The organism is Sphaerisporangium sp. NPDC049002, from assembly GCF_040649355.1.
In the GTDB taxonomy this organism is placed as follows: Bacteria; Actinomycetota; Actinomycetes; order Streptosporangiales; family Streptosporangiaceae; genus Sphaerisporangium.
Genome location: NZ_JBEZFH010000095.1, coordinates 1 through 25,873 on the forward strand (window position 1 = coordinate 1; position 25,873 = coordinate 25,873).

The 25,873-nt window shown below is 69.5% G+C and carries 22 protein-coding genes and 1 pseudogene; 9 read left to right on the forward strand and 14 right to left on the reverse strand.

What is annotated here, in order from left to right:
• Both AB0B89_RS19825 and istB read left to right on the forward strand, forming a co-directional pair.
• Window positions 1-440 (forward strand): annotated as a pseudogene (locus tag AB0B89_RS19825) (hypothetical protein); the annotation flags it as partial.
• Window positions 440-1,237 (forward strand): IS21-like element helper ATPase IstB, encoded by a 798-nt coding sequence (gene istB / locus AB0B89_RS19830; RefSeq protein ID WP_358554532.1) that lies wholly within the window; start codon window positions 440-442, stop codon window positions 1,235-1,237. The pseudogene AB0B89_RS19825 and the gene istB, both read left to right, overlap by 1 nt.
• 973 nt (window positions 1,238-2,210) lie before the next feature.
• Here istB and AB0B89_RS19835 read toward each other — a convergent pair.
• Both AB0B89_RS19835 and AB0B89_RS19840 read right to left on the reverse strand, forming a co-directional pair.
• On the reverse strand, window positions 2,211-2,438 hold the full coding sequence (locus tag AB0B89_RS19835; protein ID WP_358554594.1) for a helix-turn-helix transcriptional regulator: 228 nt from the start codon (window positions 2,436-2,438) through the stop codon (window positions 2,211-2,213).
• Between the two features lie 54 nt (window positions 2,439-2,492).
• Entirely contained in the window at window positions 2,493-2,876 is a 384-nt protein-coding gene (locus AB0B89_RS19840; protein WP_358554535.1) for an ATP-binding protein, read from the reverse strand.
• Window positions 2,877-3,295: 419 nt separating this feature from the next.
• Between AB0B89_RS19840 and AB0B89_RS19845 the strand changes: the two genes are divergently transcribed.
• Window positions 3,296-4,156: a helix-turn-helix transcriptional regulator gene (locus AB0B89_RS19845; protein WP_358554538.1), complete on the forward strand. Its 861-nt coding sequence runs from the start codon at window positions 3,296-3,298 to the stop codon at window positions 4,154-4,156.
• A 23-nt stretch (window positions 4,157-4,179) separates the two neighbouring features.
• A complete protein-coding gene (locus AB0B89_RS19850) occupies window positions 4,180-4,422 on the forward strand; it encodes a DUF397 domain-containing protein (RefSeq protein ID WP_358554541.1) in 243 nt (80 codons plus the stop codon).
• 31 nt (window positions 4,423-4,453) lie between these two features.
• Here the strand turns inward: AB0B89_RS19850 and AB0B89_RS19855 are convergent, their stop codons facing one another.
• The 5 genes from AB0B89_RS19855 to AB0B89_RS19875 form a co-directional block, all read right to left on the reverse strand.
• Window positions 4,454-7,099 (reverse strand): LuxR C-terminal-related transcriptional regulator, encoded by a 2,646-nt coding sequence (locus tag AB0B89_RS19855; protein ID WP_358554544.1) that lies wholly within the window; start codon window positions 7,097-7,099, stop codon window positions 4,454-4,456.
• A gap of 362 nt (window positions 7,100-7,461) precedes the next feature.
• Window positions 7,462-8,061 (reverse strand): GAF domain-containing protein, encoded by a 600-nt coding sequence (locus AB0B89_RS19860; protein ID WP_358554547.1) that lies wholly within the window; start codon window positions 8,059-8,061, stop codon window positions 7,462-7,464.
• Window positions 8,051-8,929 (reverse strand): S8 family serine peptidase, encoded by an 879-nt coding sequence (locus tag AB0B89_RS19865; protein ID WP_358554549.1) that lies wholly within the window; start codon window positions 8,927-8,929, stop codon window positions 8,051-8,053. The genes AB0B89_RS19860 and AB0B89_RS19865 overlap by 11 nt, the downstream gene beginning before the upstream one ends.
• A complete protein-coding gene (locus AB0B89_RS19870; RefSeq protein WP_358554552.1) occupies window positions 8,926-11,946 on the reverse strand; it encodes an AAA family ATPase in 3,021 nt (1,006 codons plus the stop codon). Before AB0B89_RS19870 ends, AB0B89_RS19865 begins: the two co-directional genes overlap by 4 nt.
• A complete protein-coding gene (locus AB0B89_RS19875) occupies window positions 11,943-12,143 on the reverse strand; it encodes an aroma-sacti cluster domain-containing protein (protein ID WP_358554555.1) in 201 nt (66 codons plus the stop codon). The genes AB0B89_RS19870 and AB0B89_RS19875 overlap by 4 nt, the downstream gene beginning before the upstream one ends.
• Before the next feature lie 346 nt (window positions 12,144-12,489).
• Here AB0B89_RS19875 and AB0B89_RS19880 point away from each other — a divergent pair, with 346 nt between their 5' ends.
• From AB0B89_RS19880 to AB0B89_RS19895, 4 genes are all read left to right on the forward strand, one after another.
• Complete coding sequence (locus AB0B89_RS19880; protein WP_358554558.1) at window positions 12,490-12,765, forward strand: StsA-related sactipeptide RiPP; 276 nt, start codon at window positions 12,490-12,492, stop codon at window positions 12,763-12,765.
• A gap of 94 nt (window positions 12,766-12,859) precedes the next feature.
• Window positions 12,860-14,320, forward strand: a complete 1,461-nt coding sequence (gene stsB / locus AB0B89_RS19885; protein WP_358554561.1) for a StsB family radical SAM/SPASM domain sactipeptide maturase — start codon at window positions 12,860-12,862, stop codon at window positions 14,318-14,320.
• 12 nt (window positions 14,321-14,332) lie between these two features.
• Entirely contained in the window at window positions 14,333-14,611 is a 279-nt protein-coding gene (locus tag AB0B89_RS19890; RefSeq protein WP_358554564.1) for a PqqD family protein, read from the forward strand.
• 51 nt (window positions 14,612-14,662) lie between these two features.
• Window positions 14,663-16,087: an FAD-dependent monooxygenase gene (locus tag AB0B89_RS19895; protein ID WP_358554567.1), complete on the forward strand. Its 1,425-nt coding sequence runs from the start codon at window positions 14,663-14,665 to the stop codon at window positions 16,085-16,087.
• Here the strand turns inward: AB0B89_RS19895 and AB0B89_RS19900 are convergent.
• From AB0B89_RS19900 to AB0B89_RS19930, 7 genes are all read right to left on the reverse strand, one after another.
• Window positions 16,044-16,727, reverse strand: a complete 684-nt coding sequence (locus AB0B89_RS19900; protein WP_358554570.1) for a response regulator transcription factor — start codon at window positions 16,725-16,727, stop codon at window positions 16,044-16,046. The genes AB0B89_RS19895 and AB0B89_RS19900 overlap by 44 nt on opposite strands.
• A gap of 181 nt (window positions 16,728-16,908) precedes the next feature.
• Window positions 16,909-17,943 carry a methyltransferase gene (locus AB0B89_RS19905; RefSeq protein WP_358554573.1) on the reverse strand — a complete coding sequence of 345 codons (1,035 nt, stop codon included), beginning with the start codon at window positions 17,941-17,943 and terminating at the stop codon, window positions 16,909-16,911.
• A 14-nt stretch (window positions 17,944-17,957) separates the two neighbouring features.
• Window positions 17,958-19,187, reverse strand: a complete 1,230-nt coding sequence (locus AB0B89_RS19910; protein ID WP_358554576.1) for a cytochrome P450 — start codon at window positions 19,185-19,187, stop codon at window positions 17,958-17,960.
• A 43-nt stretch (window positions 19,188-19,230) separates the two neighbouring features.
• Window positions 19,231-20,550, reverse strand: coding sequence for a TfuA-like protein (locus AB0B89_RS19915; RefSeq protein WP_358554579.1), 1,320 nt, complete (start codon window positions 20,548-20,550; stop codon window positions 19,231-19,233).
• Window positions 20,550-21,710, reverse strand: a complete 1,161-nt coding sequence (locus AB0B89_RS19920; protein ID WP_358554582.1) for a YcaO-like family protein — start codon at window positions 21,708-21,710, stop codon at window positions 20,550-20,552. The genes AB0B89_RS19915 and AB0B89_RS19920 overlap by 1 nt, the downstream gene beginning before the upstream one ends.
• Before the next feature lie 23 nt (window positions 21,711-21,733).
• Window positions 21,734-22,546: an ABC transporter permease gene (locus AB0B89_RS19925; RefSeq protein ID WP_358554585.1), complete on the reverse strand. Its 813-nt coding sequence runs from the start codon at window positions 22,544-22,546 to the stop codon at window positions 21,734-21,736.
• Between the two features lie 2 nt (window positions 22,547-22,548).
• Complete coding sequence (locus AB0B89_RS19930; protein WP_358554588.1) at window positions 22,549-23,490, reverse strand: ABC transporter ATP-binding protein; 942 nt, start codon at window positions 23,488-23,490, stop codon at window positions 22,549-22,551.
• Window positions 23,491-23,839: 349 nt separating this feature from the next.
• On the opposite strand from AB0B89_RS19930, the gene AB0B89_RS19935 reads away from it, so the two are divergent.
• A complete protein-coding gene (locus tag AB0B89_RS19935; RefSeq protein ID WP_358554591.1) occupies window positions 23,840-25,792 on the forward strand; it encodes a BTAD domain-containing putative transcriptional regulator in 1,953 nt (650 codons plus the stop codon).
• Window positions 25,793-25,873 lie beyond the last annotated feature (81 nt).

Here is a 25,873-nt window from a genome sequence, read left to right on the forward strand (position 1 = left end):
TCCCGATCATGAACCCCCCGGGCCAACCAACACGCCGCACACCTCTGCACGTTTACCCGTACCTGGCTCTGCACAGGAATCCGTACGCCGACACCGGGTGGCGCAACACCACCCGGTTGCCGCGAGACCACTACGTGCAGCTGGACTCCAACGACTACTCGGTCCACCCGGCGGTGATCGGCAGGCGAGTCGAGGTGATCGCTGACCTTGAACAGGTCAGCGTTACCTGCCAGGGGCAGCCGGTCGCCCGGCACGAGCGTTGCTGGGCCGACCACCAGACCATCACCGACCCTGCCCACGCCGCTGCAGCCGTGAAGCTACGCCAGGCTCATCGGATAATCGCCGCGTCCCCGTCCGACCTGCACGTCGAGCGCCGCAGCCTGACCGACTACGACCGGATGTTCGGTCTTATCGACAGCGACCAGGAAGGGGTCGCCTGATGGCCCCCCGCAACGCTACGACCGGACGCAACCTGACCGGCGAGATCGCCTACCTCACCCGGGCTCTCAAAGCCCCGTCGCTGGGCGGTGCGGTCGAACGCCTGGCCGAACGAGCCCGCACCGAAGGCTGGTCACACGAGGAGTTCCTGGCCGCCTGCCTGCAACGCGAAGTCGCAGCCCGCGAGTCCCATGGCGGTGAAGGGCGGATCCGTGCAGCCCGGTTCCCCGCCCGCAAATCGCTGGAGGAATTCGACTTCGACCACCAACGCTCACTCAAAAGGGAGACCATCACTCACCTGGGAACTCTGGACTTCATCACTGGCAAGGAAAACGTGGTGTTCCTCGGCCCGCCGGGGACCGGCAAAACACACCTGTCCATCGGCATCGGGATCCGGGCCTGTCAGGCGGGGCACCGTGTCGCCTTCGCTACCGCAGCCGAATGGGTCGCCCGTCTGGCTGAGGCACATCATGCGGGCCGGCTGCAGGACGAGCTCATCAAGCTCGGGCGTATCCCGCTGCTCATCATCGATGAGGTCGGCTATATCCCCTTCGAGGCAGAAGCCGCCAATCTGTTCTTCCAGCTCGTTTCCTCCCGTTACGAACGGGCGAGCCTGATCGTCACCAGTAACAAACCTTTCGGCCGCTGGGGCGAGGTCTTCGGGGACGACGTCGTGGCCGCAGCCATGATCGACCGCTTGGTCCATCACGCCGAAGTGATCAGCATGAAAGGAGACAGCTACCGCCTCAAGGACAGAGACCTCGGCCGTGTCCCCCCGGCCGGCAAAACCAACGACTAACGCAACCCAGGTGAGTCAACATTCACCCGGAACAGGTGGGTCACAGTTCGACCGGTGTTGACACCGAAGTGGACCATTGAGGCGTCGACCCCGCGCACGCGGGGATGATCCGCGGCTGATGGTGACGTGGGTGAGGTCGGCCGGGTCGACCCCGCGCACGCGGGGATGATCCGTCAGGCGGGTTGAGCTGGTATTCGGTGGGCGGGTCGACCCCGCGCACGCGGGGATGATCCCGTCCAGATCCGACCGGTCATGGACGTCGACCCGTCGACCCCGCGCACGCGGGGATGATCCCAGCACGGCGCCGGTGACGGTCGGCAACGTCGCGTCGACCCCGCGCACGCGGGGATGATCCGCAGGGTAAGGGTTCTGTATCGATGGCGATTGAGTCGGCCCCGCGCACTCGGGGATGATCCGTGGGGACGACGGCGGAAGTCAAGGCAACGGAAGTCGGCCCCGCGCACGCGGGGATGATCCCGTCTACGACGTGTACGCCTCCGGCCCCTTGATGGCGGCCCCGCACACGCGGGGATGATCCCCCCGGGCCGACCGGTCCGCCCGGCTACGTGAAGTCGGCCCCGCGCACGCGGGGATGATCCCGGGTTCCGCGTGGCAACGCTGTTCCGGACGAGGTCGGCCCCGCGCACGCGGGGATGATCCCCCTCAGCGTTCATTCGCCTGCTCCTCCTTCTCGGTCGGCCTCGCGCACACGGGGATGATTCCAACTGGCGGCAGTTCCTCATTGCTGAGATGCCGATGGGGGCCTCGTCTGTGGGGCAGTTGCTCCGGGCGGCCTGGCGGGGGTGCCCGGACCGGCGGTCCTGTGCCGGCGACGCTGAAGGCGAGGGCTGTCACCTCACCCTGCTGCCTGAGCCGCTGCGGTAGATCACGGCCTGTCGTCCTTGGCCGGGCCGTGCGGGTCGGCCGTGAGGCGCACGGTCAGAAGGCGGGAGTAGGACAGGGGCCGTGTTTCTTATGGGCTCTTTTGTTCGGGGGGTTGGGTGAGGATTTGGGCGAGGGTGTGACGGCCGGAGACGCCGAGTTTGGCGTAGAAGCGGCCGAGGTGGTTGTTGACGGTTCGGAGGGAGAGGTCGAGGCGGTCGGCGACGGCACGGCCGGGCATCCCGGCCGCGATCAGTTTCGCGTCCTGCAGTTCCCGGGGGTCAGTGACGCATCCCCGCCGCCCTACGCGTCGCTGGATGGGACACCACCCTGGCTGAAAACTGCCGTACGCCCTTGCACATACTCGGCCTCATTAGCTCAGCGAACTCCATGTGTTAGGGAGCTCGAACCACGTAGTGCTGCTCACCGTGGAATCGCGGGTGAACCCCCACCTGGAGGCCATGGCGTCGACCATCTTCATACCGCGTCCCGATTCGAGCAGTTCGCCCCTGGAGCAAAGGCAGGGGACGGTCTCGCCGCCACCATCGGCCACCTCGACACGAAGGGCACCACCGACGTCGAGCACAGCCACGGTCACCGAGCCGCCTCGCCCGCTGGCGCTGTGGCGGATACTGTTCCCGATCAACTCGCTGAGCAGCAACCTGCTCGTCTCGATGTCCCGGTGACCCGCGCCGAGCAGCTTCACGACGAAACGGCGAGCTTCTGCCACGTTCTCCGCGTCCCCAGGGATGGTCAAAGCCCCGAGGACGACCGGCGAGCCCATCACGTGGCTGCCCGAGCGAAAGTCGGTACGGTGGTCGGCAGCCGGTCAGCCGGTACACCCGTGCCCGGCCCCCAAGCGAGCCACGCCAGTAGGGCGTACCGCTCCGGCGCTGAGTCCTGGATCCGCGTATGCGACGGACCGGAAATGGGCCGCTTTGATGCGGCGGCTTGCATCCCGCCCATCGGGGCTTTGATCGCCATGCCCACGGTGGTTGCCTCCTCGGTGGCAGAGACGAGCGAAGGAAATGCCTAGATTGACTGACACGATGGTCACGCCTTGGCACCATAAGGATGCACAGGGTAGTCACCGCTGGCAAGCCGCTTTTGGAAAATCTCCAAACGGGCGCCGGGTCCTGCGGGGACGGACGAGCTAGTGACATCCAGGAGGTTCCAGTGCAGGTACGCCCGAGCCCGACCGTGCGCGCTCGACGCCTACGCCAGCAACTCCGCCGGCTCCGTGACGCCCATGGCCTGACTCTGGAACAGGTCGCCGCGTCTTCGGAAGGCGCCTTCAACGCGTCGACTGTCGGCCGTTACGAGACAGGCGACCGCATCCCCCGCCAAGGTGACCTGCGGGTGCTCCTGGAAATCTATGGAGTCGAGGGCGAGGAGCGTATGGCTCTACTCACCCTCGCCCGCGAAGCACGACAGCGCGGCTGGTGGTGGCCGGACCGCCAGTCACTCAAGGCCGGCTTCGACATCTACCTCGGCCTCGAATCCGAAGCCTCCACCATACGGATCTACCATGACCAGCTCATTCCCGGCCTACTTCAGACAGAGGACTACGCCCGGACCGTGATCAAAGCCATCAACATGACCTCTACAGAGGAGGAGGTTGATCAACTGGTTCGGCTCCGCATGGCCCGCCAGAACGGTCTCTCCGGGGACAAGCCCCCTCATCTCTGGGCCGTGCTGGACGAGGCACTCCTGACTCGCAAGGTGGGCGGACCGGCTGTCACGTCTGCCCAACTACGCCATCTGGCAGACATGAGCCGACGGCCCAACGTCACCATCCAGGTCCTACCGTCCGAGATCGGCGCACATCCAGCTATGGAGAGTCACTTCTACCTCCTGGAGTTCCCTGGGCCGAGCGATCCGCACGTGGTCTACCTGGAACAAGCAACAAGTGGCCTCGCGGTAGAAAGCCCGACCGAGGTTAGCCGTTATACCCTGATTTTTGGCCAGTTGACGGCAATGGCGCTTACACCAGAAAAGTCGGTTGAACTCATCGCCGCGAGGGCTGGAGAGAGCTGATCCCTACCGGAGGGAGGCGGGGTATGTCCCCACGCCCAAAGTCCCGCGTCAACTGGACCAAAAGTACCTATAGCGGCGAGGCTGGCGGCTGCGTCGAGATCTCCCTTGCTGACACAGGCATAGCCGTACGAGACAGCAAGAACCCCAACGGCCCCGTCCTGACCTACACCGACCACGAGTGGGACGTATTCATCCAGGCCGTCAAGCACGGCGAGTTCAAGGACGACCACATCGGTACACGCCCTGGGACCGCCCTCGCTCGATGACAGGGACTAGGAAAGGGCAGGGGCGATGTCCTTACGGGCTCTTTTGTTCGGGGGGTTGGGTGAGGATTTGGGCGAGGGTGTGGCGGCCGGAGATGCCTAGTTTGGCGTAGACGCGGCCGAGGTGGTTGTTGACGGTTCGGAGGGAGAGGTCGAGGCGGTCGGCGACGGCGCGGCCGGGCATGCCGGCCGCGATCAGTTTCGCGACGTGCAGTTCCCGGGGGGTGAGTGACGCCTCGCTTCCGGTCAGGTCCGTCAGCGGCGTACGGGCGCCGCCGCATTCGGCCAGCAGCTCACGAGCGAACACGAGCGCGTTCTTGGCCGCGGTGCGCCGGCCCGCCGCGACGTGTAACCGGTAGGCCGTCGCGGCTGCCTCGGCGGCGGAGAGCAGATGGCCCATGTGGTGAAGCGTCTCGGCCGCCTCCGCCAGCAGGTGGGCGTCGTCGGTGGCGAGCGCGGTGGCCAGCGTGGCGAACACCTCGGTCGCGGGGGTGGGGGTGTCCCTGGCGAGCTCGGTCAGCCTGTCGCACACCTCCTTCGCGGCGCCGAATCTCGCGGCGTCGGACAGTGCCAGAGCCTCGACCAGCGGTGCTCCGGACTCGCGGGCGGCCTTCGCGGCACCGATGGCGCGGCTCGCGGCGAGGGGGAGGTCGAGCGCGGCGGCGGCGGACCAGGCGCGGTCACGCTCGATCCAGGGATCGAACAGCGCACCCGGTGGCGCGGGAGTGTCGTCCATCCGGTCGAGCCAGGTGTCCGCCTGGACGGTGTCCCCCGCCATCGCGTACGCGCCGGCCAGCTCGGCCAGGTAGACGCGCCTCAAGCGGAACGGGTCATGTCCGTCGAGCAGCACGATGGCCTCGCGCAGCGCCTGCTGTGCCGGCCCCACCCGTCCTTGGGCCTTCGCCACGATGCCCCGGGCGGCGGTCCATAGGCCGACCAGGGGGGCCATCTGGGTCTCGACGGCGTCCCGATACGCGATCTCCACGGCCTCGGACGCGGCGGTGAGGGCGCCGCCGCCCAGCAGGTCGGCGAGGCACCTGGCGCCACGGACCTGTGCCATCGCCCAGGGCAGTGCCGTACGGTGCGCCGACGCGACCGCGAGGCCCGTGGCGCTCGCCCGTTCGACGAGGCCGGTGTCTCCTACGAGGCCGGCGGCGACCATGACGGCGGTGGCGACCGATATCGTGGCCCGCGCCGGTTGCTGGCACGGCTGGGCGAGCAGCGACGTACCGAGGGCGAGAGACCGCGCGACGTGCCCTTCGAGGAGCGTCGTCCAGGTTCTGACGGCGTCCACGGCCCTGTCGCCGGTCGGGAGCCTCGGAGCCGGTGAGACCGCGTGACGCCAGTAGTCGATCTTCTCGTTGAGCATCGCCCGCCGGTCGGCGCGTTCTTCGCCGTCGCATTCGTCTGGAGCCGGGAGTACGCCGGCCGCGTCGGCGTAGCGTCCCTGCGACGCCAGCACCTCGGCCAGGGTCAGGTTCGCGTCCACCCCGCCGCCGGCGTCGCGGGACGCGACCGCCAGGCGCTCGGCGACCTCGAACTCCAGCCGCTCGGCGGCGCGCCGGGCGGCGGCCAGGAGTTCCCGCGCCGACGAGCCGAGCCCCGCCCTCCGCCTCCACACGGCCAGTTCGAGCGGGTCGTCCGCGCGGCGTCGCGGCGACGCGGCGAGGGACTCGGCGAGCCGTCCCCAGATCTCGCGGGCCCGTGCGCGTGGCATCCGCGCACGGATGACCTCCCCGTACGCGGGGATGGCGAGGCGGGTCTGGTGGCGCGAGCCGGAGCGTTCGACCACCACGAGCCCCCGTCGCTCCGCCTGCACCACGGCGGAGTGGCCGGTGATGCCTTCGAGCACGGGCTGGCAGAGAGGTTCCTTGCAGGCGAGCACCTCCAGCACGGCCAGCACGGCCGGGTCGTCGACCTGCATCTGCGCCTCGATCAGGTCGCCGAGCCGGAGGGTGATCTGGAGCCGGCCGTCCAGATGCCAGAGTCCGTCAACGCGGCGCAGCGCCGATCCGTCCAGACCCGACTGTACGAGCTCGCGCAGCACGAGGGGATTGCCGACGGACAGGCGGCGGAGCGTGCGCCGGGTGACGGCGTCCAGGGGACTGTCCAGGCCGCGTTCGAGCAGCGTGTCGACGTCGCCGTCGCTCAGCGGCTGCAGATCGACGCGCCATGCCACCCGTTCCTTCCACAGCGTCGTCACCACGTCGGGCGTCGTCTGGCCCTGTCGTACGGTGAGCAGCACGAAGGTCCTGGTGTGCACGGCGAGGTGATAGACGAGCGCGGCGGAGGCGCTGTCGAGCAGGTGGGTGTCGTCCACGACGAGTACGGGGCGTTTTCCCCCGCAGACGGTGAATCGCTCCACTATGCGGCCGAAGGTGTGCCCTGTGACGGGGATCGCCGAGTCGCCCAGGGGGGCGAGGTGGAGCAGCGCGCCCAGTGAGATCGTCCCGGCGGCTCGGGTGCCGGTCGCCCAGGCAGTCGGGTGCCCCATCGCGTCGAGCCGCGCGACCGCCTCCCTGGCCAGGCGCGTCCTGCCCACTCCGGGTGTGCCCACGATCACCACGCCGTCGACACCCGCCTGCTCCGCCGCTTCGGTGATGGTGCGCAGCACGGCGTCGCGTCCGACGAGCGGCCACAGATCGCTGGGGCGCGCGTCACGCGGACGGCTCTCTCCCATGTCGCCCTTTCAGAATGTCGTCACAGTGACTACGACACTGCTCCCTGACCGGGTCGGTAAAAGCCACGGCTCTGGCTTGAGTAGCGGTCAATCAAGAATCGAACTTGATTCGGTGATTGTCGAGTCGTGGGTCGGGCGGGACGATGCAACTCGCCATTTAGGCGGCCCAAATGGTAACAGATAGGGCGATTAATCCCAATTCAACGGCGCATAAGCTAAATGCATATTCGTGATGCCTGGGCAGCTATGTGGATCGCCGTATTCGCCTGACCAGGCGCGAAGACCGTCAGAGAGCGAGGAGGTCGTCAGAGAGCGAGGAGGTCGTCAGAGAGCGAGGAGGTCGTCAGAGAGCGAGGAGGTCGTCAGAGGGCGAGGAGGTCGTCGGCGATGGCGAGGAGACGGACGGCCGCCGCGTCCGACGGACGGGACTTCCCCGGCAGTCTCTCGCTGATCCTCTGCAGGATCAGGCGCGGATCGCGCTCCGGCTCCCGATGGCTCTCCCGCACGCGGAGCAGGAACTCAAGGCCACAGGCGGCCTGGGTGGCGAACAGCCCAAGGAGCTCGATGTCGTCCAGGTCGCCGCGGGACCCCGCGCGATCGAGCACCTCAAGGACGCCGACGCATTCCTCGAACCGGATGAGCGGCGCGGCCATGATGGTGCGCGGGACGTACCCGGTGGACTCCGCGGCGTCGTGGGCGAACTCCGTCACGCTCGCCACGTCGTCCGCGACCATCGGCTGCCCGCTCGCCGCCACCCAGCCGGCGATCCCGGTTCCCGCCGGAAAGCGGCTCCCGACCAGCTCTTTCTCGCCCTCGCCCGAGACGGCTTCGAAGACCAGCTCACCGGTGTCAGGGTCCACCAGGAAGATGGAGGAGGCGGCGGCGCCGAACATGTGGCGGGCCACCTCGACGATGGACTGCAGCAGCCTTCGCTCGGTGCCGTCGAAGTCGTCAGGGGACATGTGCCTCTCCGTTCTGCGTGGTGTTGTCCGCGGCCAGATAGAGGACCGTCTTCAGCTGAAACGGCGTCAGCCAGGGGTGCTTGCTCAGGATGAGGGCGCAGATGCCGGTGATGTGCGGTGCCGCGAAGCTGTTGCCCGTGCTGCGGATCTCCTTGCCGCCGCTCCAGGCGACCGGCACCTTGACCCCTCGGGCGTGGAACTCCGCGGGCGGCGAGGGGTTGTAGTAGTACGTCATCGGGTCGGCCTCGTCATGGCTGGCCACGGAGACGACCGAGGAGAACGTCCACGGGAAGCTGAGCACCGGCATGTTGTGCGCGGCGGCGACCAGCAGGCAACGCCGGAAGTACGCGCGGTCGGCGAGGTCCTGGAGGGATTCCCGGAAGCTGGACCTCGTGGTCGACAGGCTGAGGTTGATCAGGTCGAACCCCGCGTCGATGGCCCAGCCGAGCCCGGCCATGAGGGCGTCACCGGTGCCGGTCTTCCCGTCGGTGAGCACGCGGAGCGAGGTGAGCGCCACTCCGGGGGCTATCGACCTGATCACTCCCGCGCAGGCCGTACCGTGCCCGGCGGGGTCGGCGGGATCGCAGTCGGCGATCGCCGGCTTGCCCCCGTCCCCGCTGACGACCTGCAACGACCGTTCGAGGCCACCGATCCTTGGATGCTTCGCGTCCACGCCGGTGTCCACCACGCAGACGCGCACACCTGTGCCGTCGGCCCCTCCCCAGGCCCACTCCTTGGACACCTCCGCCAGCGGGCTGACCTGGAAGCGCTCCGGGGCCTGGCGCGTGGTGGCCAGCCCCCACGCGGGCACCCCGGGAAAGTGGGCACGCTTCTCCCTGCGCCAGGGCGGCACACTCGCCGGCGTCATGGACACGGCTCCCCCATCCAGTCGTCGACTCGTCGCACCAGCAGGCTCGCGCCCTTGCTCAGGTAGGCGTCGCGCGCACGCTGGGCGGCATCGGCCGGGTCCCGTCCGGCGGCCCGGTGGATCTGGGCGACCTCGACCAGGACGTCTCCGCGAAGACAGGGGTCGTCGGTCGATTCGAGCAGCTCGGTCGCGCGCGCGGCGGCCCGTACGGCCTCACCGTGCGCACCGTCGCGCGAGGCGATCGCGGCCCTGGTCACGATGGCCGCCACCTCGGCGCGGAGCCGGCGCGGCCCGGCTTCGCCCCGCGCCAGTTCCAGGGCCGCCTGCCGTACGTCCCCCCGCCAGAGTGTCTCGCGCGCCGCGTAGACCTCCAGGGCGGCGGCGGCCGCCCCGTGCCCCGCCGTACGGAGCACGGCGGCGGCATGCCTGAACAGGCCCGACGCGGCCTCGTGGTTCCCGTCGAGGGACTCCACGAGCCCCCGTACCTGGACGACCGCGATCGCCGACAGGCCGAGGCCGAGCTCGGCCACGTAACGGTCGGCCGTGTCGAGCGTCTCGCGGGCGGTGCCGAGGTCGCCGCGGAGCGCGAGAAGGCGGGCCTTGGTGACGAGCGCCGGCACCAGCAGAGCGCGGTCACCGGCGAACCGGGACAGCAGGTCCTCGCAGAGCGCGAGCCCCTCCGGCACCGGGGTGGGCGACCACTGCACCAGCTCGCACAGCCCGCCGAGCAGGCGGTCCTCCTCGTAACGGTCGCCCATCGCCTGGGCCCGATGGAGCCCGTCACGGAACGCGCGGTCGGCGGCGCCGAACCGGCCGGCGTCGATGTGGATCCAGGCTTCGAGCTGGTGGAACCGGCACCAGCTGAGCTCGTCGCCCGGGTCGAGCGCCAGCCGCTCGCGGAGGGGCTCGGTCTCCGGGCCGCCGGCGCCCGAGCGGAGGGCGAGGATCCCCCGCTGTATCGCACAGCTGAGCAGGTTGCGCGGGTCATCGGGCAGCAGCTTCTCCGCGCAGTCCAGCGCCGCGACCGCCCGGAGGCTCTCCCCCCGCGCCAGTTCCGCGTCGCTGATGCGAACGGCCAGCCAGCGGTGCTCGTCCCTGCCCGGGGGGAGCATCTCCCGTCCGCGTTCCAGCAGCGCGATCGCGGCGGGCAGGTCCCTGCGGTGCAACGCCTGACCGCCCTCCCTGATGAGCGAGTCCGCGGCCCGGTCCGTCAGCTCGGGCAGGAGCGGATCACCGGGGCGCACCTCCCGGACGAGCCGGCAGGCCGCCAGCAGGTGCTGGCTGACGTCTCCCGACGTCGGCCCGGAGAACGGGGCGTCGTCGGAGGCGTCGGCGGCCTGCTCGGCGAACCAGTCGGCCAGCCTCCGGTGCCAGTCCGCGCGCGACTCCTTGCTCGTCATCGCGTAGACGGTCTCCCGGGTGAGGGTCTGGGTGAACTCGAACGACCGCGGGAGCGCGCCGCGCCGGATCAACCGGTCGCGCTGGAGCCGCCGCAGGGGCAGCGCCGTCGTGGGGCCGTCGGCGTCGAGGAGTGCCTCGACCTGGTCGACCGTGAAGGACTGCCCGATGGTCGCGGCCCTTTCGAGGACCCCGCGCTCCGCTTCGCTGAGCCGGTCGAGCCGGGCCCCGAGCAGCGCCTTGATGGTGGGCGGGAGAGAGGCGGCGCCCTCGGCGAGGGTCTCCAGCATCAGCTCGGCGAAGAGCGGGTTGCCGTCCGATCCGTAGATCACCCGCTGGTACATGATGTCGTCGTCGTGGGCGACGACGTCCGCCCGTCCGGCGCACAGCTCGGCGACGAGCCGCTCTATGTGCGGCCGGCTCAACGGGCCGAGCTCCAGCGACATGGCGCAGGCCATGCCTCCTCCCCAGGAGGGACGGATCTCGTAGAGCTCGGGCCGGGCGACGCAGACGAGGAGCACGGGCACGTCGGCGAGCCATCTCGCGCAGTCCAGGATGAGGTCGAGGAGGGTCGGCTCGGCCCACTGGAGGTTGTCCAGAACCACCACCAGCGGCCGGCGCTGTCCGAGTACCTCGAAGAACGACCGTACGGCCTGCGCGATCTCCGCGATCCCGGGGGTGTCGCCGTACTCCGAGGCGTCCGGGCCCGCCAGCCCGCGCAACGCCCGCGCGCTTTCGGGGCCCACGGCCTCGGCGATGGCGGGCCAGTCGCCGTTGAGCGCCTGGAGCATCTCCGCGATGGGCCGGTAGGTGGCGCCGATGCCGTACGACGGGCACCGGCCGGTGAGGACGGTCACGTCATCGGGCAGGTTGTGCAGGAACTCCCTGGCCAGCCGGGACTTGCCGATGCCGGAGACGCCGAGCAGGGTGGCCATGCCGCACCGCTGGTCGCGCATGACGCGCTCGTGGAGCTGCGTCAGCTGGCGCAGTTCCTCGGTACGGCCGATCAACGGGATGGTGTCGGTTCCCGGCTCTCCGCGATCGGGCTCCACGGTGACCAGCCGCCACGCACGTACGGGGTCTCTCTTGCCCTTGAGCGTGAGCGGAGGCACCTCGTCCAGCACCGCGTGGTGCCGGACCAGGCGGGCGACCTCGTCCCCCAGGAGGATCTCGCCGTCTCCGGCCGCGGACTGCAGGCGGCTCGCGGTGTTGACCGTGTCGCCGATCACCCGCACGTCCGAATCGGACGAGCCGACGACGATCACCTCACCGAAGGCGATACCGCAATGGGCGTCCAGCAGGACCCCGTGGGTCGGGGCTATCTCGGCGCTCAGCCGGTGCACGGCCGACATCGCCCCGTACGCGGCGAGTACCGCCCGGAGCGCGTCGTCCTCCCGGCTGGCGGGGACGCCGAACACGGCCATGATCGCGTCGCCTATGTACTTCTCGACGACGCCGCCGTGTATGAAGATCTCGGCCCTGCAGGCGGCGTAGTAGCTCTCAAGGATCTGCAGGAGCAGCTCGGGGTCGAGACGCTCGGCCAGCTCCGTCGACCCGACGATGTCGATGAACAGGACCACGATGTGACGACGGGCGGGTCGCGGACCCTTGCCGATCATACGAGCTTGAGGTCCTGTCCCTCGACCTCACCCGCGACGTCGTCCAGGCGCTTCTTGATCGAGTTCAGCAGCGTCACCTCGGACTCGGAGAGCTCGGCGAACACCCGTCGCTGCCGCTCGTCGAGCAGGTCGATGGGATGCCCGGCCGCGCGTAACTTGGCCAGTGCGTCGAACGCGCCCGATCCGGTTCTGTTCATCAGCTTTTCCTTTCATCAGCGACCGGCTCGCCGGTCGCTTCCGTGCCGGTGGCTCGGCCATCGGACGAGGCGTCCAGCCCAGGAACCGCGTGACGTCGGAAGTGGTCGGCCTATGAGTCCTCCGAGGTGGGGAGATCGGCCTGCGCGACAAGCCTTAAACGGCTCATCGGTGATCGCAAGTGACCCGGGCACCCACATTCGTGTGGTTGCCATTCCGCCGGTCGGGAGCGTCCCCACCGCACGCCATCGGCGGCGGTAAGCCCACGTTTGTGGGGTTGTGTCACCTCCTCCTGACCAGCCCATACTCAACCTGCAACACAACCCCACCAGTTAGAGAGGTGAAGGCATGGCCTTCGATCCGACGGAAGAGCTGCGAGACGCGGGAGTCCTGCACAGCCCGATCGCCGCGGAGATCGAGGAGGCGTTCGCCACCTTGACCCGAGAGGAAGTCGACCTCCTCATCTCCCTCAAGTCCCGGCTTCCCGCCGTCCTGCCCGAGGTGCTGTCGCAATCCGGGGCGAGCGCGCCGTGGGCCACGCCGGAGGTCGTGGCGCACAACACCGAGATCGGGGTCGCGCCGTCGTGTCTGTGTGGAGCCTGGTCCGGGTCCGGATCCGGGTGAACTAGTCAAATTCGCTCGCAGAGGCGGCCCCGACCGCATGTCGCCGTGCACGGTACGGGGCCGCATCTGCCGCTGGGAGTGTGAAGGGGAACGGATGTCCGGGAAGCTGGCCAGAAACCGCGCGTTGATCGACGTACCGGAAGACCTCACCTACTTCGTGCACGACGACGACTTCATGGTGGTCAACCCACAGGTGGGCGGTCGGTGCGTCCTCAGTGCGCGTGAGTTCGGCGTCCTTTCCGCCCTGGCCCGTTCCCAGGCGAGCGGGGAGCCGGCGCCGCTGGAGGAGACCGACGAGACCGAACGGACCCTCGCCAAGCTCATCCTGAGCTGGGTCGTCTACTACGACGGCAGGCGTCCGACCGTGAAAGTGAAGGAGCCACCGCTCCGCCAGGTGTACTACGCCATCACCGACGGCTGTAATCTCCGTTGCCCCTATTGCTACGCCTCCTCCGAGAAATGCCTGCCGGGTGAGCTCAACACCGCCGAATCGCTCCACCTGGTCGATGAGATCGCCGACTTCGGGACCGAAATCCTGGTTTTCACCGGCGGTGAACCGATGCTCAGAAAGGACCTGTTCCAGATAGTGGAACACTCCAATCAGCGCGGCCTGAAGTCGAACATCGTCACCAACGCCACGATGATCAGGAAGCCCGAGACGGCGCGGCGGTTCGCCGAGTTGTTCGGCTCCGTCACGGTGAGCGTCGACGGAGGAACGGCCGAGACGCACGACCGCACTCGTGGCGCCGGCTCCTTCGCCAAGACCTACCGCGCGTTGCGACTGCTCAACGAGGCCGGCGTGGTGCCGAAGATCAATCACATCGTGACCTCGGACAACATCGACGAGCTGGAGGACTTCGCCCTGTTCGTCGAAGGGCTCGACGTCCACAGCATCCGGCTGATGTACCACAACAACCTGGGCCGCGGGGTGACCGACGAGTACGACTTCGGCTGGCAGGACCATATGAGGATCCAGGAGATCACCTGGACGTCACCGGCCGCCGGAAAGCTGAGCCCGGACGGGCCCAAGCCGATGTCGCCGTGCTCCGTGCGGGCCAGTTGCGGGATGGGCGGCAACGAGATCTACATCAACTCGCTGGGCGACGTCTACCCGTGCAAGCTCGTCACCGGACGGTCGCACTACGCGGGCAACGTACGCCGGCAGTCTCTGGCGGAGACCTTCGCCAGCCCGGTGCTGCGGGACATGCGGAACAGCTCGGTGTTCGGCGGCGACTTCCACTCCGACTGCGCGAAGTGCTACATCAAGTCGTCCTGCGGTGGAGGATGCCGCGCCGCCCACATGGCGGAGTCCGGCGACCTGAGGCGCAACAGCCGCCACCAGTGCAGGATCCTGCGGCACGGCATCGCCACGCAGCTCTGGCTGGAGGCCGGCGTCCGCGCCTCCGAGCTCACCAAGAAGAACGTGGAGATGACGACCCCTCGCCTGGTCGTCAACGGCGACATCCACCCCGTCTTCGACGACTGGAAGACCTACGTCGCCCCCTCGCCCGACGCCATCAAGATCGGCGAGCTGCTTCCCATCAGCCCGGTATAGCGGAGGTGGAGTGTGTCACTGCAGATCAGCGATGCTGTGATATGGCAAGAGACCGCGGAGGGCATCTCGCTGTACCACACGGAAACCGGGGAGTTCCACGCCCTGAACGAGACGGCCGCCAGGATATGGGCGCTCGTCGCGAGCGACGGGGAACGGGAACCGATCATCTCGAAGTTGTCGCGTGAGTTCGCGGGCAGCAACGCCCTGGTGAGCGCCCGCATCCGGATGGACGTGGAGGACTTCATCGGCATGATGATCAAGGGCGAGCTGATCGAAGAGCTCCCGGCATGAGCGTGAGGTGGTCACGAACCCTGTCCGGCCGGCCGTGCTGACCGGGCTCCCATGACCAGGGCCGTCGTCCTGGGCGGGGGCTTCGCGGGGGTGCTGGCCGCCGCCGTGCTAGCCAAGCACGCGGACGACGTCATCGTGGTCGAGGGCGATCACTACCCGTCCGGCCCGCGCCCCCGCCGGGGACTGCCCCAGTCGCACCACAACCACGTGCTCGTGACCGGTGGCGCGAGGGCTCTGGAGACGCTGCTTCCCGGCACCCTCGCCGCTCTCTACGCGCGGGGCGCGCACCGGCGGGGACTGCCCGGCGACGCGCTGATCCTCGCCTCGGAGGGATGGTTCCGGCGGCTCGACACCGGGGCCCACCTCATCGCGTGCGGCCGGGGACTGCTGGATGACGTGGTGAGGCCGCGGGCGCTCGGCGGCGGCGCCGTCACGACGTGGGAGGGCGCGCGGGCGCTGGGGCTGGCCGGAGACGCCACCCGGGTCACCGGAATCCAGGTCAGGCGCGAGGGTGGCCGGCCGGAGACGATCGAGGCCGATCTCGTCGTCGACGCGACGGGGCGCAGGTCGAAGGCGCCACGGTGGCTGGCCGCGATCGGAGCGCCGGAGGTCGAGGAGGTGACCGTCTCCTCGGGCCTGGCCTACTCCACGCGGGTCTACCAGGCGCCTCCCGGGCTGGCCTCCGAGATTCCGGCGATCATGATTCACCCCCGTCCGGCGAAGGGGGAGCCGGCCCAGGGGGCGACGTTGTTCCCGGTCGAGGACGACCGGTGGATCGTCACCCTGACCGGCACCCGGGGTGGTGAGCCCCCGGCCGACGAGCAGGGCTTCGTGCGCTTCGCACGCTCCCTGCGCGACCCGATCGTGGCGGACCTCATGGCGGCCGCCACACCCGTCGGCGGCGTCCGGCCCTATCGCGACACCTCGAACAGGAGGCGGTTCTTCGAACGCGCGCGCCTGCCCACGGGCTTCGTCGCGATCGGCGACGCGGTCGCCGCGGTGAATCCCGTCCACTCGCACGGGATGTCGGTCGCCGCGCTGAGCGCGCTCAGGCTGGACAGGGAGCTGACCCGGCACGGGTTCGGGCCGTCCCTGTCCCCCGTACTGCGGAGCGCCATGGCGGAAGAGGCCGAGACGTCATGGCGGATGGCGATCCAGCAGGACGGCGCCGACCTCGAAGTGGGCCGGCGGGAGCCGTCTCCGTTCGAGCGCCAGGTCCAGGTCCGGATGGCCCGCGCGGCGCTGAGCAGCCCGGAGATCGCGGCCGGCGTCTTCCGCGCCCAGACGCTGATCCCCGCCGATGACCGACAGGACAAGTCAGCGCTGTTCCGGGCGATGACCGGCGAACCGGATCCTCTCCTCACGGCCGAGGAGGCGATAGCGCAGTACCCCGAGCTGTACAAATGGTGGCTTTCGAGGCCGCTCTCGCCGGTCAGGCCGGCCCGTGTTCCCGCCGGCGTGGAGATCCGCCCGTGATGAAGCCGGATTCGTACGCGATGCCGACCGCGTGCGCCCGGTTCGTCGCCTTCAGCTTGGTGAGGATGCGGGCCAGGTGAGAGCGGACGGTTCCGGCGCCGATGCCGAGCTGCTCGGCGATGCCGGCGTTGGACAGACCGGTCGCGACGAGGGCGAGCACCTCGGCTTCGCGGCGGGTGAGCGCCGCGAGCTGGTGATCGACCCCGGTGATCACGGCGGCTATGCGGTCACGGAGCCGCGTGATCATCGAGCTGGAGATGAACGTCTGCCCCGCGGCGACCAGCCGTATCGCGGGCACGATCTCTTCGAGCAGCGAATCCCTGTGGACGAAGCCGCCGACTCCCTCGCGCAGCGCGCGCCCTAGCAGCTCCTCGTCCAGCTCCTCGGAGATCAGCACCACCTGCGTCCTGCTCCTCGTCTGCGCCGTGGCGGTCAGGGCGAACTCGACGCCGCCCTTCTGGAAGAGCGCCGCGTTCACCACCGCGACCCTGGGCCGATGCCGGATGACCAGGTCACTGAGCCGTTGGGTCGCGCTGGCCTCCCCCACCACGTAGAAGCCGTTGCCCAGGTGCAGCATGCCCCTGAGCCTTGCGCGCAACACCCGGTCCGGGTCGCCGACGACGACCCGCAGAGCGGGCATCGCCTCACCCGAGGGGCCCAATTCGCCCCGATGTGTCACGTTTCAATCCGAATTGAGCGAGATTGTGGCACCGGCACACTATGCACGCCCACCCGCCGGACCACCAGAGCAAGCGACTTACTCAAGCCACCCGGCCACATGGGCCAGGTACTCATGAGATCACCGTGCGTCAGCGCCGCGGTCAGACGGGATCGGCGACGAGGATCCGAATCGCAGAACCCGCGAGCGGCGGCGTGACGCCGGCCAGGTCGAACCCGCCGGCCGCGAGCAGGTCCCGGAACTCGTCCCTGCCGCGTTCCCTGCCGCCGGTGTAGACGAGCATGGCGATGTCGCTCATGACGGCCCCGGCCGCCTCCGGCGTGTCGTTCTCGGACGGCAGCACCGGTTCCAGCACCAGCAGGCGCCCGTGGTCCGCGATCGACTTTCGGCAGCCGCGCAGCAAGGTGGCGCACCGCTCGTCGTCCCAGTCGTGCAGGATGCCCTTCACCAGCAACAGATCGCCTTCCGGAACGGCGTCGAAGAAGTCGCCGACCTCGATCGAACAGCGACCTTCCACCCCTGCCCGCCGGAAGGTCCCGGCCGCGCCCGCGCCTCCCTCGGCGGTGTCGAACAGGATCCCCTGGGCGCCGGGCGTGGCCGCCACGATCGCGGCCAGCAGGGTGCCGTTCCCGCCGCCGATGTCGACCACGGTGCGGACACCGGTGAAGTCGTACGCCCTCGGGACCGCGGGTGCGATCTGCTCGGTGCCCTCGCGCATCGCCGTGTTGAAGACCCCGGACAGCTCCGGATGGCCCGCGAGGTAGTCGAAGAGCGGCAGGCCGTGCACGTGGTCGAACGCCGCCTCGCCGGTCCGTACGCCGTGGGTCAGCGCCCCCCACGCCCGCCAGGTCGCGGGGTCGCCGAGCAGCAGCACGCTGGAGCGCATCGACAGCGGATGGTCGGCGCGCAGCGGCCGGCCCATCTCGGTCAGCGCGAAGTGCCCTGGCGCCTCCTCGCCGGCCACGCCCAGCACGACCAGCGCCCGTAGCAGCCGGTTCAGCGCCCGGGGGTCGGATCCGGTGGAGTGCGCCAGCCGCTCGACCGGCAGCGCGCCGGCGGCCAGAGCGTCCATCACGCCCAGGCGGACGGCCGCGTACAGGATCTGTGAGGTGGCGTAGCCGAACGCCATCCGGGAGAGGTTCGCGTACGCCTCGCGGCTGGTCGCGTGGTCGGTCATCGGCTGAGAACCTTTCACCGGGGGCGCTGCCGTAGCAGCAGAGGCAGGCGTCGCACACCGTGCAGGAACAGGTCGGGCGTCCATCGCAGGCCGGCGGGATCGACGGCCAGGGCCATGTCGGGGAAGCGGCGCACCAGCGTGCCGATGGCCGCCCTGGCCTGCAGCCGGGCCAGCGCCGCGCCGAGACAGAAATGGATTCCGTGGCCGAAGCCCAGATGCCGGTTCGGGTCGCGGCCGATGTCGAAGACGTCCGGCTCGGGGAACACCGCCGGGTCGCGGTTGGCCGCCAGCAGCACGGGCACGACGATGTCCCCGCGCGGGATCACGGAGTCCCCGATCTCCACATCGGCCATCGCGAACAGCGGCCGGGAGTGCCCGACGGGGCCGTTGAACCGCAACGCCTCCTCGACCATGGAGTCGATCATCCGCGGTCGCTCGCGGAGCCGCCCGAGCTGGCCGGGGTGGCGGAGCAGTTCCAGCACTCCGTTGCCGATGAGGTTGACCGTCGTCTCGTCCCCGGCGAGCAGCAACTGGAACACGCTGGACACCAGCTCGGCGTGGCTGAGCCGCTCACCGGTCTCCTCCGCCTGGACGAGCTGGGACAGCAGGTCGTCGCCCGGGTGGGCCCGCCGCTCGTCGAGCTTCTCGTCGACGTAGGCGACGAACTCCATCCCGGCGCGGCGCACCCGGGCCGCGTCCCGGCTGCGGAGCATGTCGTCGCTCCACGCGCGGAGCCGGGTGCGGTCGCCGGCCGGGAAGCCGACCAGCTCGGCGACGACCAGGAGCGGCAGCGGCAGGGCCAGCGCCTCGATCAGGTCGACTTCGCCTTCGGCCGCCGCCATGCCGTCGACCAGTTCGCCGACGACCTGATGGACGCGCCGCTCAAGGGCCGCCACCCTTCGGGGGCCGAACGCGGGCGCCATCAGCCGCCGCAACCGGGTGTGGTCGGGCGGATCGAGGTTGAACATGTTACGCCGCACCATCGCCAGCGGGTCGTGGTCCCACTTGTGGTGAACCGCGGCGATCTCGTCGGGCAGACGGTCGAGCTGCCGCCCGATGTCCGGGTCGAGCAGCGCGCGCTGCACGTCCGCGTACCTGGTCAGGTACCAGAGCGCGCGGCCGGTGGGGCTCACGTGGCGGTAGACCGGCGCCTGCTCGCGCATCCGGTGGAAGAGCGGGTGCGGGTCCGGACGATGCTCCGGGCCTGCCGGGTCGAACGATTGGCCGAGCGTGGTCGCGCTCATCACCGTCTCCTCATGAGTGCGTGGACGCCCGCCTGGTGATCGCTCAATGCCCCTTGGAGGCGCGGGTGTTGTGGACGTCCAGCGCGAAGAACCGCGTGGCGGTGCGGCCCAGGTCCTCCATGCCGAAGAACCCCCGACGGGCCATCTCGACCTCCGCCGAGGTCCCGCGCCGCTGCCAGTGGCGCAGGAAGAGCCGTCCGCAGAGCTCCGGCGGGGGGACGACCAGCCGGCCTCGGGTCTGTTCCGCGACCTCGTCCGCGTGGGCGACCATCTCGGACCACTCGGGCCAGCGGCTCGACTCCCTGAGCCGCGCGAGGACGTCCGGTCTCCAGTCGGCCGACTGCCAGACCGGCCACACCCTCACCATGACCAGCCGCAGCCGCTCGGCCGCCGGCAGCGTGGCCGACTCCGTCTCGGTGAGCCAGGACGCGAAGACGGACGGCAGGGCGGAGTCCTCGTCGACCCCGAGCTTGGCACGGACGTACTCCTCCACCGTGATGCCCTGCGCGCCCGCGATGTCCTCCAGCCGACGGGTCAGGACCTCCTCGTGCAGCCGGGGGTAGTCCTCGCCGAAGAGCCGCGCCGCGTTCAGGACGTCGAGATCGGACATCCACCTGCCCGGCGCGTACTCGCGCGTCGACCGCCATCTCAGCGCCTCGTAGTGGGTGATCCCCGTCAGTGCCGCCTCCGCCGTCCACTCCCTGGACGCTCCGGCCCCGCGGTCGCCGACGGCTCGCAGCGCCGACACCGCGTCCAGCCGCTTCAGGTCCCACTCACCGGTGCCGATCATGCGTTCGAGCGTTCGCAGAGCGTCGTGGTCGTCCGCGCCGAGCTCCCCTGCCAGCTCCTCCCATGTGCGGTGGGTGAAGGGCCTGGCCTTCGCCGCCTGGACGATCCGCTCGCCGGCCGCCGCCGGGACGAGATCCGTCCTGGCCCCCTCCTGGCAGCCGTAGCGGAGGTTGACCATCGCCACCGTGCCCGCGGGGTATCCCCTGTCGGCGGGCCCGTGCAGGATCGCGACCTCGTCGTCCCCGTCGACCTCACCGCTCGCGTACATGCGGTAGACGGACCCGACGCCGCTCATGCCGTACGGGCTCAGCTCCGCCGCCCGCAACGCGCCCATGCTCGCCGCGCCGATGACGTTCACACCCTCGTTGAGCAGCCAGAGGATCTCCTTGTGACCCACCGACAGCCGCTCACGGTAGTAGCCGTCGATGATGACGGCGGTGTCGTCCCGGCTCCACTGCTCCCTCAGCAGATCGCCCCGGGCCGCGGGCGGCCGGACCCGCGCCTGTGGGACCACGCCGAGGACCTCGTCGCGAGAGATCGTCGGCCCGGCGTACACGACCACTTTCGGCGACACTAGAACACCTCCGGGATGACGCGACTTCCCGGAGCCACCACTCTGACGACGGGGACTCCGATGTCGTCTCGGGTCAGATCGACGACGAGCGGCGCGTTGGAGAACGCGACCGCGGCCCGCTTGACCACGTCCTCCAGGTCGTCGACCAGGCTCTCGTGAGCGGGCAGTTCCTGGATCGCCTCGCCGGCCTCCGCCACCGGGACGGGGGGACGCTTCTTCGGCGGGTCCTTGTGGACGTCCGGCCGGAGGTCGTCCCTCGCGCCGGAAACGTAACCCAGCCTGGACTGCGCGGCCTCGGTGACGGCGCGGGTGAGCGCGATCTCGGAGCTGAGATGGCAGCCGTATCCCGCGAACTCCGGAGGGTAGTCGTCGCACGTGATCCGGGCGAGGAAGCACGGCAGCTCCGTGGGCGACCGCAGGAGCCTGACCTCAAGGGAGACCCCGGCGCGCGCCATCATCGCGCACAGCTCGTCGACGACCGGCGACCCCAGCGTCCCCGGGTCGACGCGGACGCCCCGGTCGCCGCCGGTCATCGACGCCGTCACCGCGTCCCTCTCGATCACCTCGTACAGCGCGTGCAAGATGCCCTCCACCAGCGTGTTCCCGCTGGCCAGGCCGTTCGTCGACTCCAGGAAGACCGGGGGGTTCCAGCCTTCCTTCCGCACGAGCGAGAAACCCACCACGTCCTTGGGAACGAGCGTCTCCGAACCGTCGACCAGCGACCTGCCGACGACCCAGTCCAGCGGCAGCCCGTCATGCAGCAAGGTCGGCGTCGAACGCGGGAGATCGCGGACGTCGTATCCCAGGTGCCCGGCGACGTCGCGAGGAGGAGCCGTCGTGATCGGGGGCATGGGCTGCTCCGCGTGCCAGAGCTCGACGGACTCCATCGTCGCCGACAGCCTCGCCAGCTCGGGGGTGACTCCCTTTCCCTGCGAGACCGCGAGCGTCTGGGACGTCGGCCTGATGGCCTGGAACGTCGGGATTCCAATGGTGTCGAGCCTGGTGATGTCCGCGACCCTGGTGATCCCGACCTTCCGCGCCGCGCGGCCGGCCATCTCCAGGGTGGCCGCCGGGTCGTGGGCCCTGTCCGTGCCCGGCAGCCGGACCTTGGACCGGTCGGAGTTCGAGAGGATCCACGAGAGAAAGTTGTCTGTCCGCATCGTCCCTTGCCCCTTGTACGGGATCAGATGTTGCGAGCGCGGTTGAGCAGGCCGCGGCCGCCCACGGTGTAGCCGATGACCGCCATGACGGTGAGCACGAGCAGGTTCCCCCACGCGGCGGAGAAACCGAACAGCGAGGCGTCCCGCATGCCGTTGATCGCGTACGTCAGCGGGTTGATCGCCGACACCCACTGCAGCACCGTGGGCATGCTGTCGACCGTGTACAGCGACGGGGCGCTGAAGACGAGAACGGGGATCGACACGTTCGACAGCACCATGAACGCCTGGAAGTCGGTGATCGTGATCGCCACCGCCAGGTACAGCCCGTTGAAGGCCAGTGCGGCGAGCGTGAGCGCCGTCAGCAGGCCGAGCCAGCCTTCGAGGTCGAACGGGAAGTCGAAGATGAGCACCGCCACACCGAGGCCCAGCAGGCTCTGGACCAGCACCAGCGACACCCCGGCGATCACCTTGCCGAGCAGGAACCGCGACCTGCGCAGCGGGTAGGACCACAGCTGCGTCGCGACCCCGCTCAGTTCCTCCTGGAACAGCGCCATGCTGGAGGTCCCCGCCGCGCTGACGACCGACATCGCCAGCGTCATGGGGAGGAGGAACACCGCGAACCGCACCTGGACGCCCTGGTAGTCGACGACGGTGACGAGGTTGCTCAGCGAGGTGTTCACCAGCAGCAGGTACACCAGCATCGGCGTCAGGCCGAGGATGAGGTACACCCGGTTGCGGGCGAGCAGCGCGTACTCCCGGTACAGCACCGCGGACAGGTCGGCCGCTCTCTCGGTCCGGGGAGGGGGGGCGTTGTCGAACCGCAGCGTGTCGATCATCGTCACCCCTTGTTCCCGGTCATCCGGAGGAAGGCCTGCTCCAGCGAGTCGGAGGCGGTCGAGACTCCGGTGATCGCGACTCCGTAGTCCTGGCAGTGACGCGACAGCTCCGGCAGCACGTCCCGCACCTTCGCGCCGTGGACGCGCACCTCCGCGTCCGCCGCCGTGGCCGTCAGACCGGCCCGCTCCGCCCAGGCCGCCACGACGCGGCCCGCCTCGGCGTCCTCGACGGTCACGAGCATGTGGGTGCTGCCGAACTCCTCGACGAGCTCGCGCGGTTTGGCGAAGCGCAGCACGCGCCCGCGGTCGATGACCAGGACACGCTGGCTGTTGCGCTCCAGTTCGTCGATGTGGTGGCTGGTCCACATGATGGTCACGCCGTGCTCCTCGCGCAGCCAGGTCACGAAGCGTTCGACCTGGCGCCGCCCCGCGACGTCCAGCCCGGCGGAGGGCTCGTCGAGTATCAGCAGCCGTGGGATGGTGAGCAGCGCCCGTACCAGCTGCAACCGCTGCCGCTGACCGCCCGAGAGCTGGAAGCAGAGCCGCTGCAGGGCCTCCGTCAAGCCGAGGTACTCGGCCACCTCCAACGCCCACGGCCGGGCGTCACGCCACTTCAGACCGCGGAAGCGGGCCGCGATCCGCAGGTTGTCGAGCGCCGGCAGCATCATGTCGAACGGGCCGCTCTGGTGCATCGCCCCGATGCCGCTCTTGGCCTCGACCGGCTGGCGCACGGGGTCGGCGTCGAAGACGCGGATCCGACCGGAGGAGGGGGCGGTGACTCCGCAGATCATCTTGATCAGGGTCGTCTTCCCGGCGCCGTTGGGCCCGAGGAGCCCGATGGTCTCCCCCCGGGCGATCTCGAAGGAGACGTCGTCCACGGCCGGTCTCGTGCTCCGCCGATAGCGTTTGGTCAGTCCCTCGGCCGTCACCACGTCACCCGACACAGCCCCACCCTTCACTTCGCCGTCCGCTGCGTCCATGCCGGTCCATCAGTCGCAGGTTGAGTATGGGCTGGTCATAAGGAGGTGACACAACCCCACAAACGTGGGCTACCGATACCGGTCCCGGCGCGGATCGCGGGGCAATCCATATGCCGAACGACAGAGGAGCGATTGTGCGGCCCCGCCAGTCCGATGACCATCGGCGCATGGACGAGCTCACCACAAGCGGCTGGTGTGAACCGCTGATCCCCCCCACCCCGCCACTGGCCACCGGCACGCTCGTGGATCGGAGCTGAGCCGCCGCCGCTCGAAGCTCACGTCCCTATGCGAGGCCCGAGGCGGTGGATTCTGAGTGGACTTCAATCGGCGATCCGGCGACGTTCCCTACACCCTGCGGATGCCGGCCGACCGTCCTGGGGTGACCTGGCACCTCCCGGAGGTGATCGACCCCACGACCCCCCTGCCCTGCGTGGTCCTCGCGGACCGCGCGGGACTCGCCGAGTGCGCCGTGCTCCAGCGAGGGTTGCGGACGCTCGGCGTGCCGAGCCTGCGGATCGACGCCGGATCGCTCGCCGACCTGCGGATCCTCACCCTGCACGAGGACGGGTCGCTGACGGTGGACGGGCACCGCATCGTCCCTACCGTTACCTGGGTACGGCACTTCTCGCCGCAGGCCATCCCTGCCGGAAACGGATCGGCTCCGTCGCTGTTCCGGGCCGACTCGTGGTGCGCCCTCGTCGACCAGATCTCCTCGCTGTCGGCCGTCCGGTTGCCCGGCGGCGCCGATCCGGGACGGCTGGTCCAGCTGGACGACGCGGCACGGGCGGGGGTCCGCACTCCACGGACGATCGTCACGACCGATCCGGGAGCGGCGAGCGCGGCCCTGTCGAGCGACCGGATCATCGTCAAGGTCCTCAACCGGCATTTCGTCGAGACCGAACCGGGCACCATGGAGGGCCTCTTCCCGGAGATCATGGATTGCGCCTCGGCCAGGTGCCTGGCCGTGCGAGACGTGCCGATGATCGTCCAGGAGTTCGTCGACCACCGGGCGGAGCTTCGCGTCTACTACCTGAACGGCGAGATCCGGGCCTTCCGCGTCGGCAAACCGTCACCAGAGGCGATCTGGCGCGACGCGGCGTCGGTCACGGTCGCCCCGATGGCGGCCCCCGAGTCCGTGGCCGGGGCGGTGCGCAAGCTCGCCGAGCTGTGGGGTCTGCGCTACGGCGCCTTCGACTTCCTGCTGACCGGGGACGAGCCGGTCTTCCTCGAAGTCAACCCCGACGGCGACTGGCGGTGGTTCGAATCGAAGGCCGGAGTCGACGACGTCTCCATCTGCGCGCTCTCCATGGTGCGGACGCTCCACCGCCAGGCGACCCGGCAAAGTTCGCCCCAGATCGACCTGGCCGGGTTCCTGGCGCTCGGGACCGACCAGACGGGACGGGCGCGGGACAGGACACCGAGCATGGACGCCCGCGTGCTCGGAGCGCTCGACATCCGGGTGGACGGCGCGAGCGTCCACCTCAGCGCGAGGAAGGCCCGGCTCCTGGCCGCCATCCTGCTTTCGAGCCCGAACCAGGTGGTCCCGACGGACCAGTTGATCGACTCCCTGTGGGGCGAACGACCGCCGCCCACGGCGCGCAAGAACCTCCAGGTCTACGTCTCGGCGTTGCGCAGGAAGATCGGTGACCGGATCTTCTACGAGGGCTGGGGGTACCGGCTCGACGCCGGGTCGGAGGACCTCGACCTCATCAGGTTCCGGCACCTCGCCGGCGCCGGCCGCGACATGCGGCGCAGGGGCGACCCCGAGGGGGCGTTGACGTACCTCGACCAGGCCACGCGCCTGTGGCGCGGCCGGCCCCTCGCGGAGTTCTCGGGCGTTCCCCTGATCGACGAGGCCGTCGGCAGGTTCACCGAGCTGTACCTCACGATCAACGAGGACTGGGCGGAGCTCGAAATCGAGCGGGGCAGGCACATCGAGGTTCTGTACGGGCTCGACGATCTGGTGCCGTTCTTCCCCGAGCGTGAGCGGCTCGTCGCGGCGAGGATGACCGCTCTGGCCGGCTGCGGGCGCGCGGCCGAGGCGCTCTCACAGTTCGAGACCGTGCGCCTGCACCTCGCGGCCGAACTGGGCATCGATCCCAGCCCGGTTCTCAGGAAACTGTACGAGGAGATTCTCCAGGGCAAAGCGCCCCGGCGGGCGGCCCCGGCGACGTCGTGGGACGAACCGATCAGGGGCGGGACCCTCGACGCGCGGTCTCCGGTCACATCGATCACAGGAGGGCGGGGCCAGAACCACCATCGATAACCGGCCGCGTCGTCGCGCCATACCGATGGTTAAGCGGGCTTTTCTAGAGTTCACACAGAGGCACTTCTATCAGGGCGCCTC

Coding starts and splice junctions, on each gene's coding strand:
- AB0B89_RS19850 (WP_358554541.1), top strand. CDS start 4,180: ATGTCCCCACGCCCAAAGTCCCGCGTCAACTGGACCAAAAGTACCTAT.
- AB0B89_RS19910 (WP_358554576.1), bottom strand. CDS start 19,187: ATGAGCGCGACCACGCTCGGCCAATCGTTCGACCCGGCAGGCCCGGAG.
- stsB (WP_358554561.1), top strand. CDS start 12,860: ATGTCCGGGAAGCTGGCCAGAAACCGCGCGTTGATCGACGTACCGGAA.
- AB0B89_RS19860 (WP_358554547.1), bottom strand. CDS start 8,061: ATGTCCCCTGACGACTTCGACGGCACCGAGCGAAGGCTGCTGCAGTCC.
- AB0B89_RS19900 (WP_358554570.1), bottom strand. CDS start 16,727: ATGCCCGCTCTGCGGGTCGTCGTCGGCGACCCGGACCGGGTGTTGCGC.
- AB0B89_RS19925 (WP_358554585.1), bottom strand. CDS start 22,546: ATGATCGACACGCTGCGGTTCGACAACGCCCCCCCTCCCCGGACCGAG.
- istB (WP_358554532.1), top strand. CDS start 440: ATGGCCCCCCGCAACGCTACGACCGGACGCAACCTGACCGGCGAGATC.
- AB0B89_RS19855 (WP_358554544.1), bottom strand. CDS start 7,099: ATGGGAGAGAGCCGTCCGCGTGACGCGCGCCCCAGCGATCTGTGGCCG.
- AB0B89_RS19875 (WP_358554555.1), bottom strand. CDS start 12,143: ATGAACAGAACCGGATCGGGCGCGTTCGACGCACTGGCCAAGTTACGC.
- AB0B89_RS19895 (WP_358554567.1), top strand. CDS start 14,663: ATGACCAGGGCCGTCGTCCTGGGCGGGGGCTTCGCGGGGGTGCTGGCC.
- AB0B89_RS19870 (WP_358554552.1), bottom strand. CDS start 11,946: ATGATCGGCAAGGGTCCGCGACCCGCCCGTCGTCACATCGTGGTCCTG.
- AB0B89_RS19880 (WP_358554558.1), top strand. CDS start 12,490: ATGGCCTTCGATCCGACGGAAGAGCTGCGAGACGCGGGAGTCCTGCAC.
- AB0B89_RS19920 (WP_358554582.1), bottom strand. CDS start 21,710: ATGCGGACAGACAACTTTCTCTCGTGGATCCTCTCGAACTCCGACCGG.
- AB0B89_RS19865 (WP_358554549.1), bottom strand. CDS start 8,929: ATGACGCCGGCGAGTGTGCCGCCCTGGCGCAGGGAGAAGCGTGCCCAC.
- AB0B89_RS19905 (WP_358554573.1), bottom strand. CDS start 17,943: ATGACCGACCACGCGACCAGCCGCGAGGCGTACGCGAACCTCTCCCGG.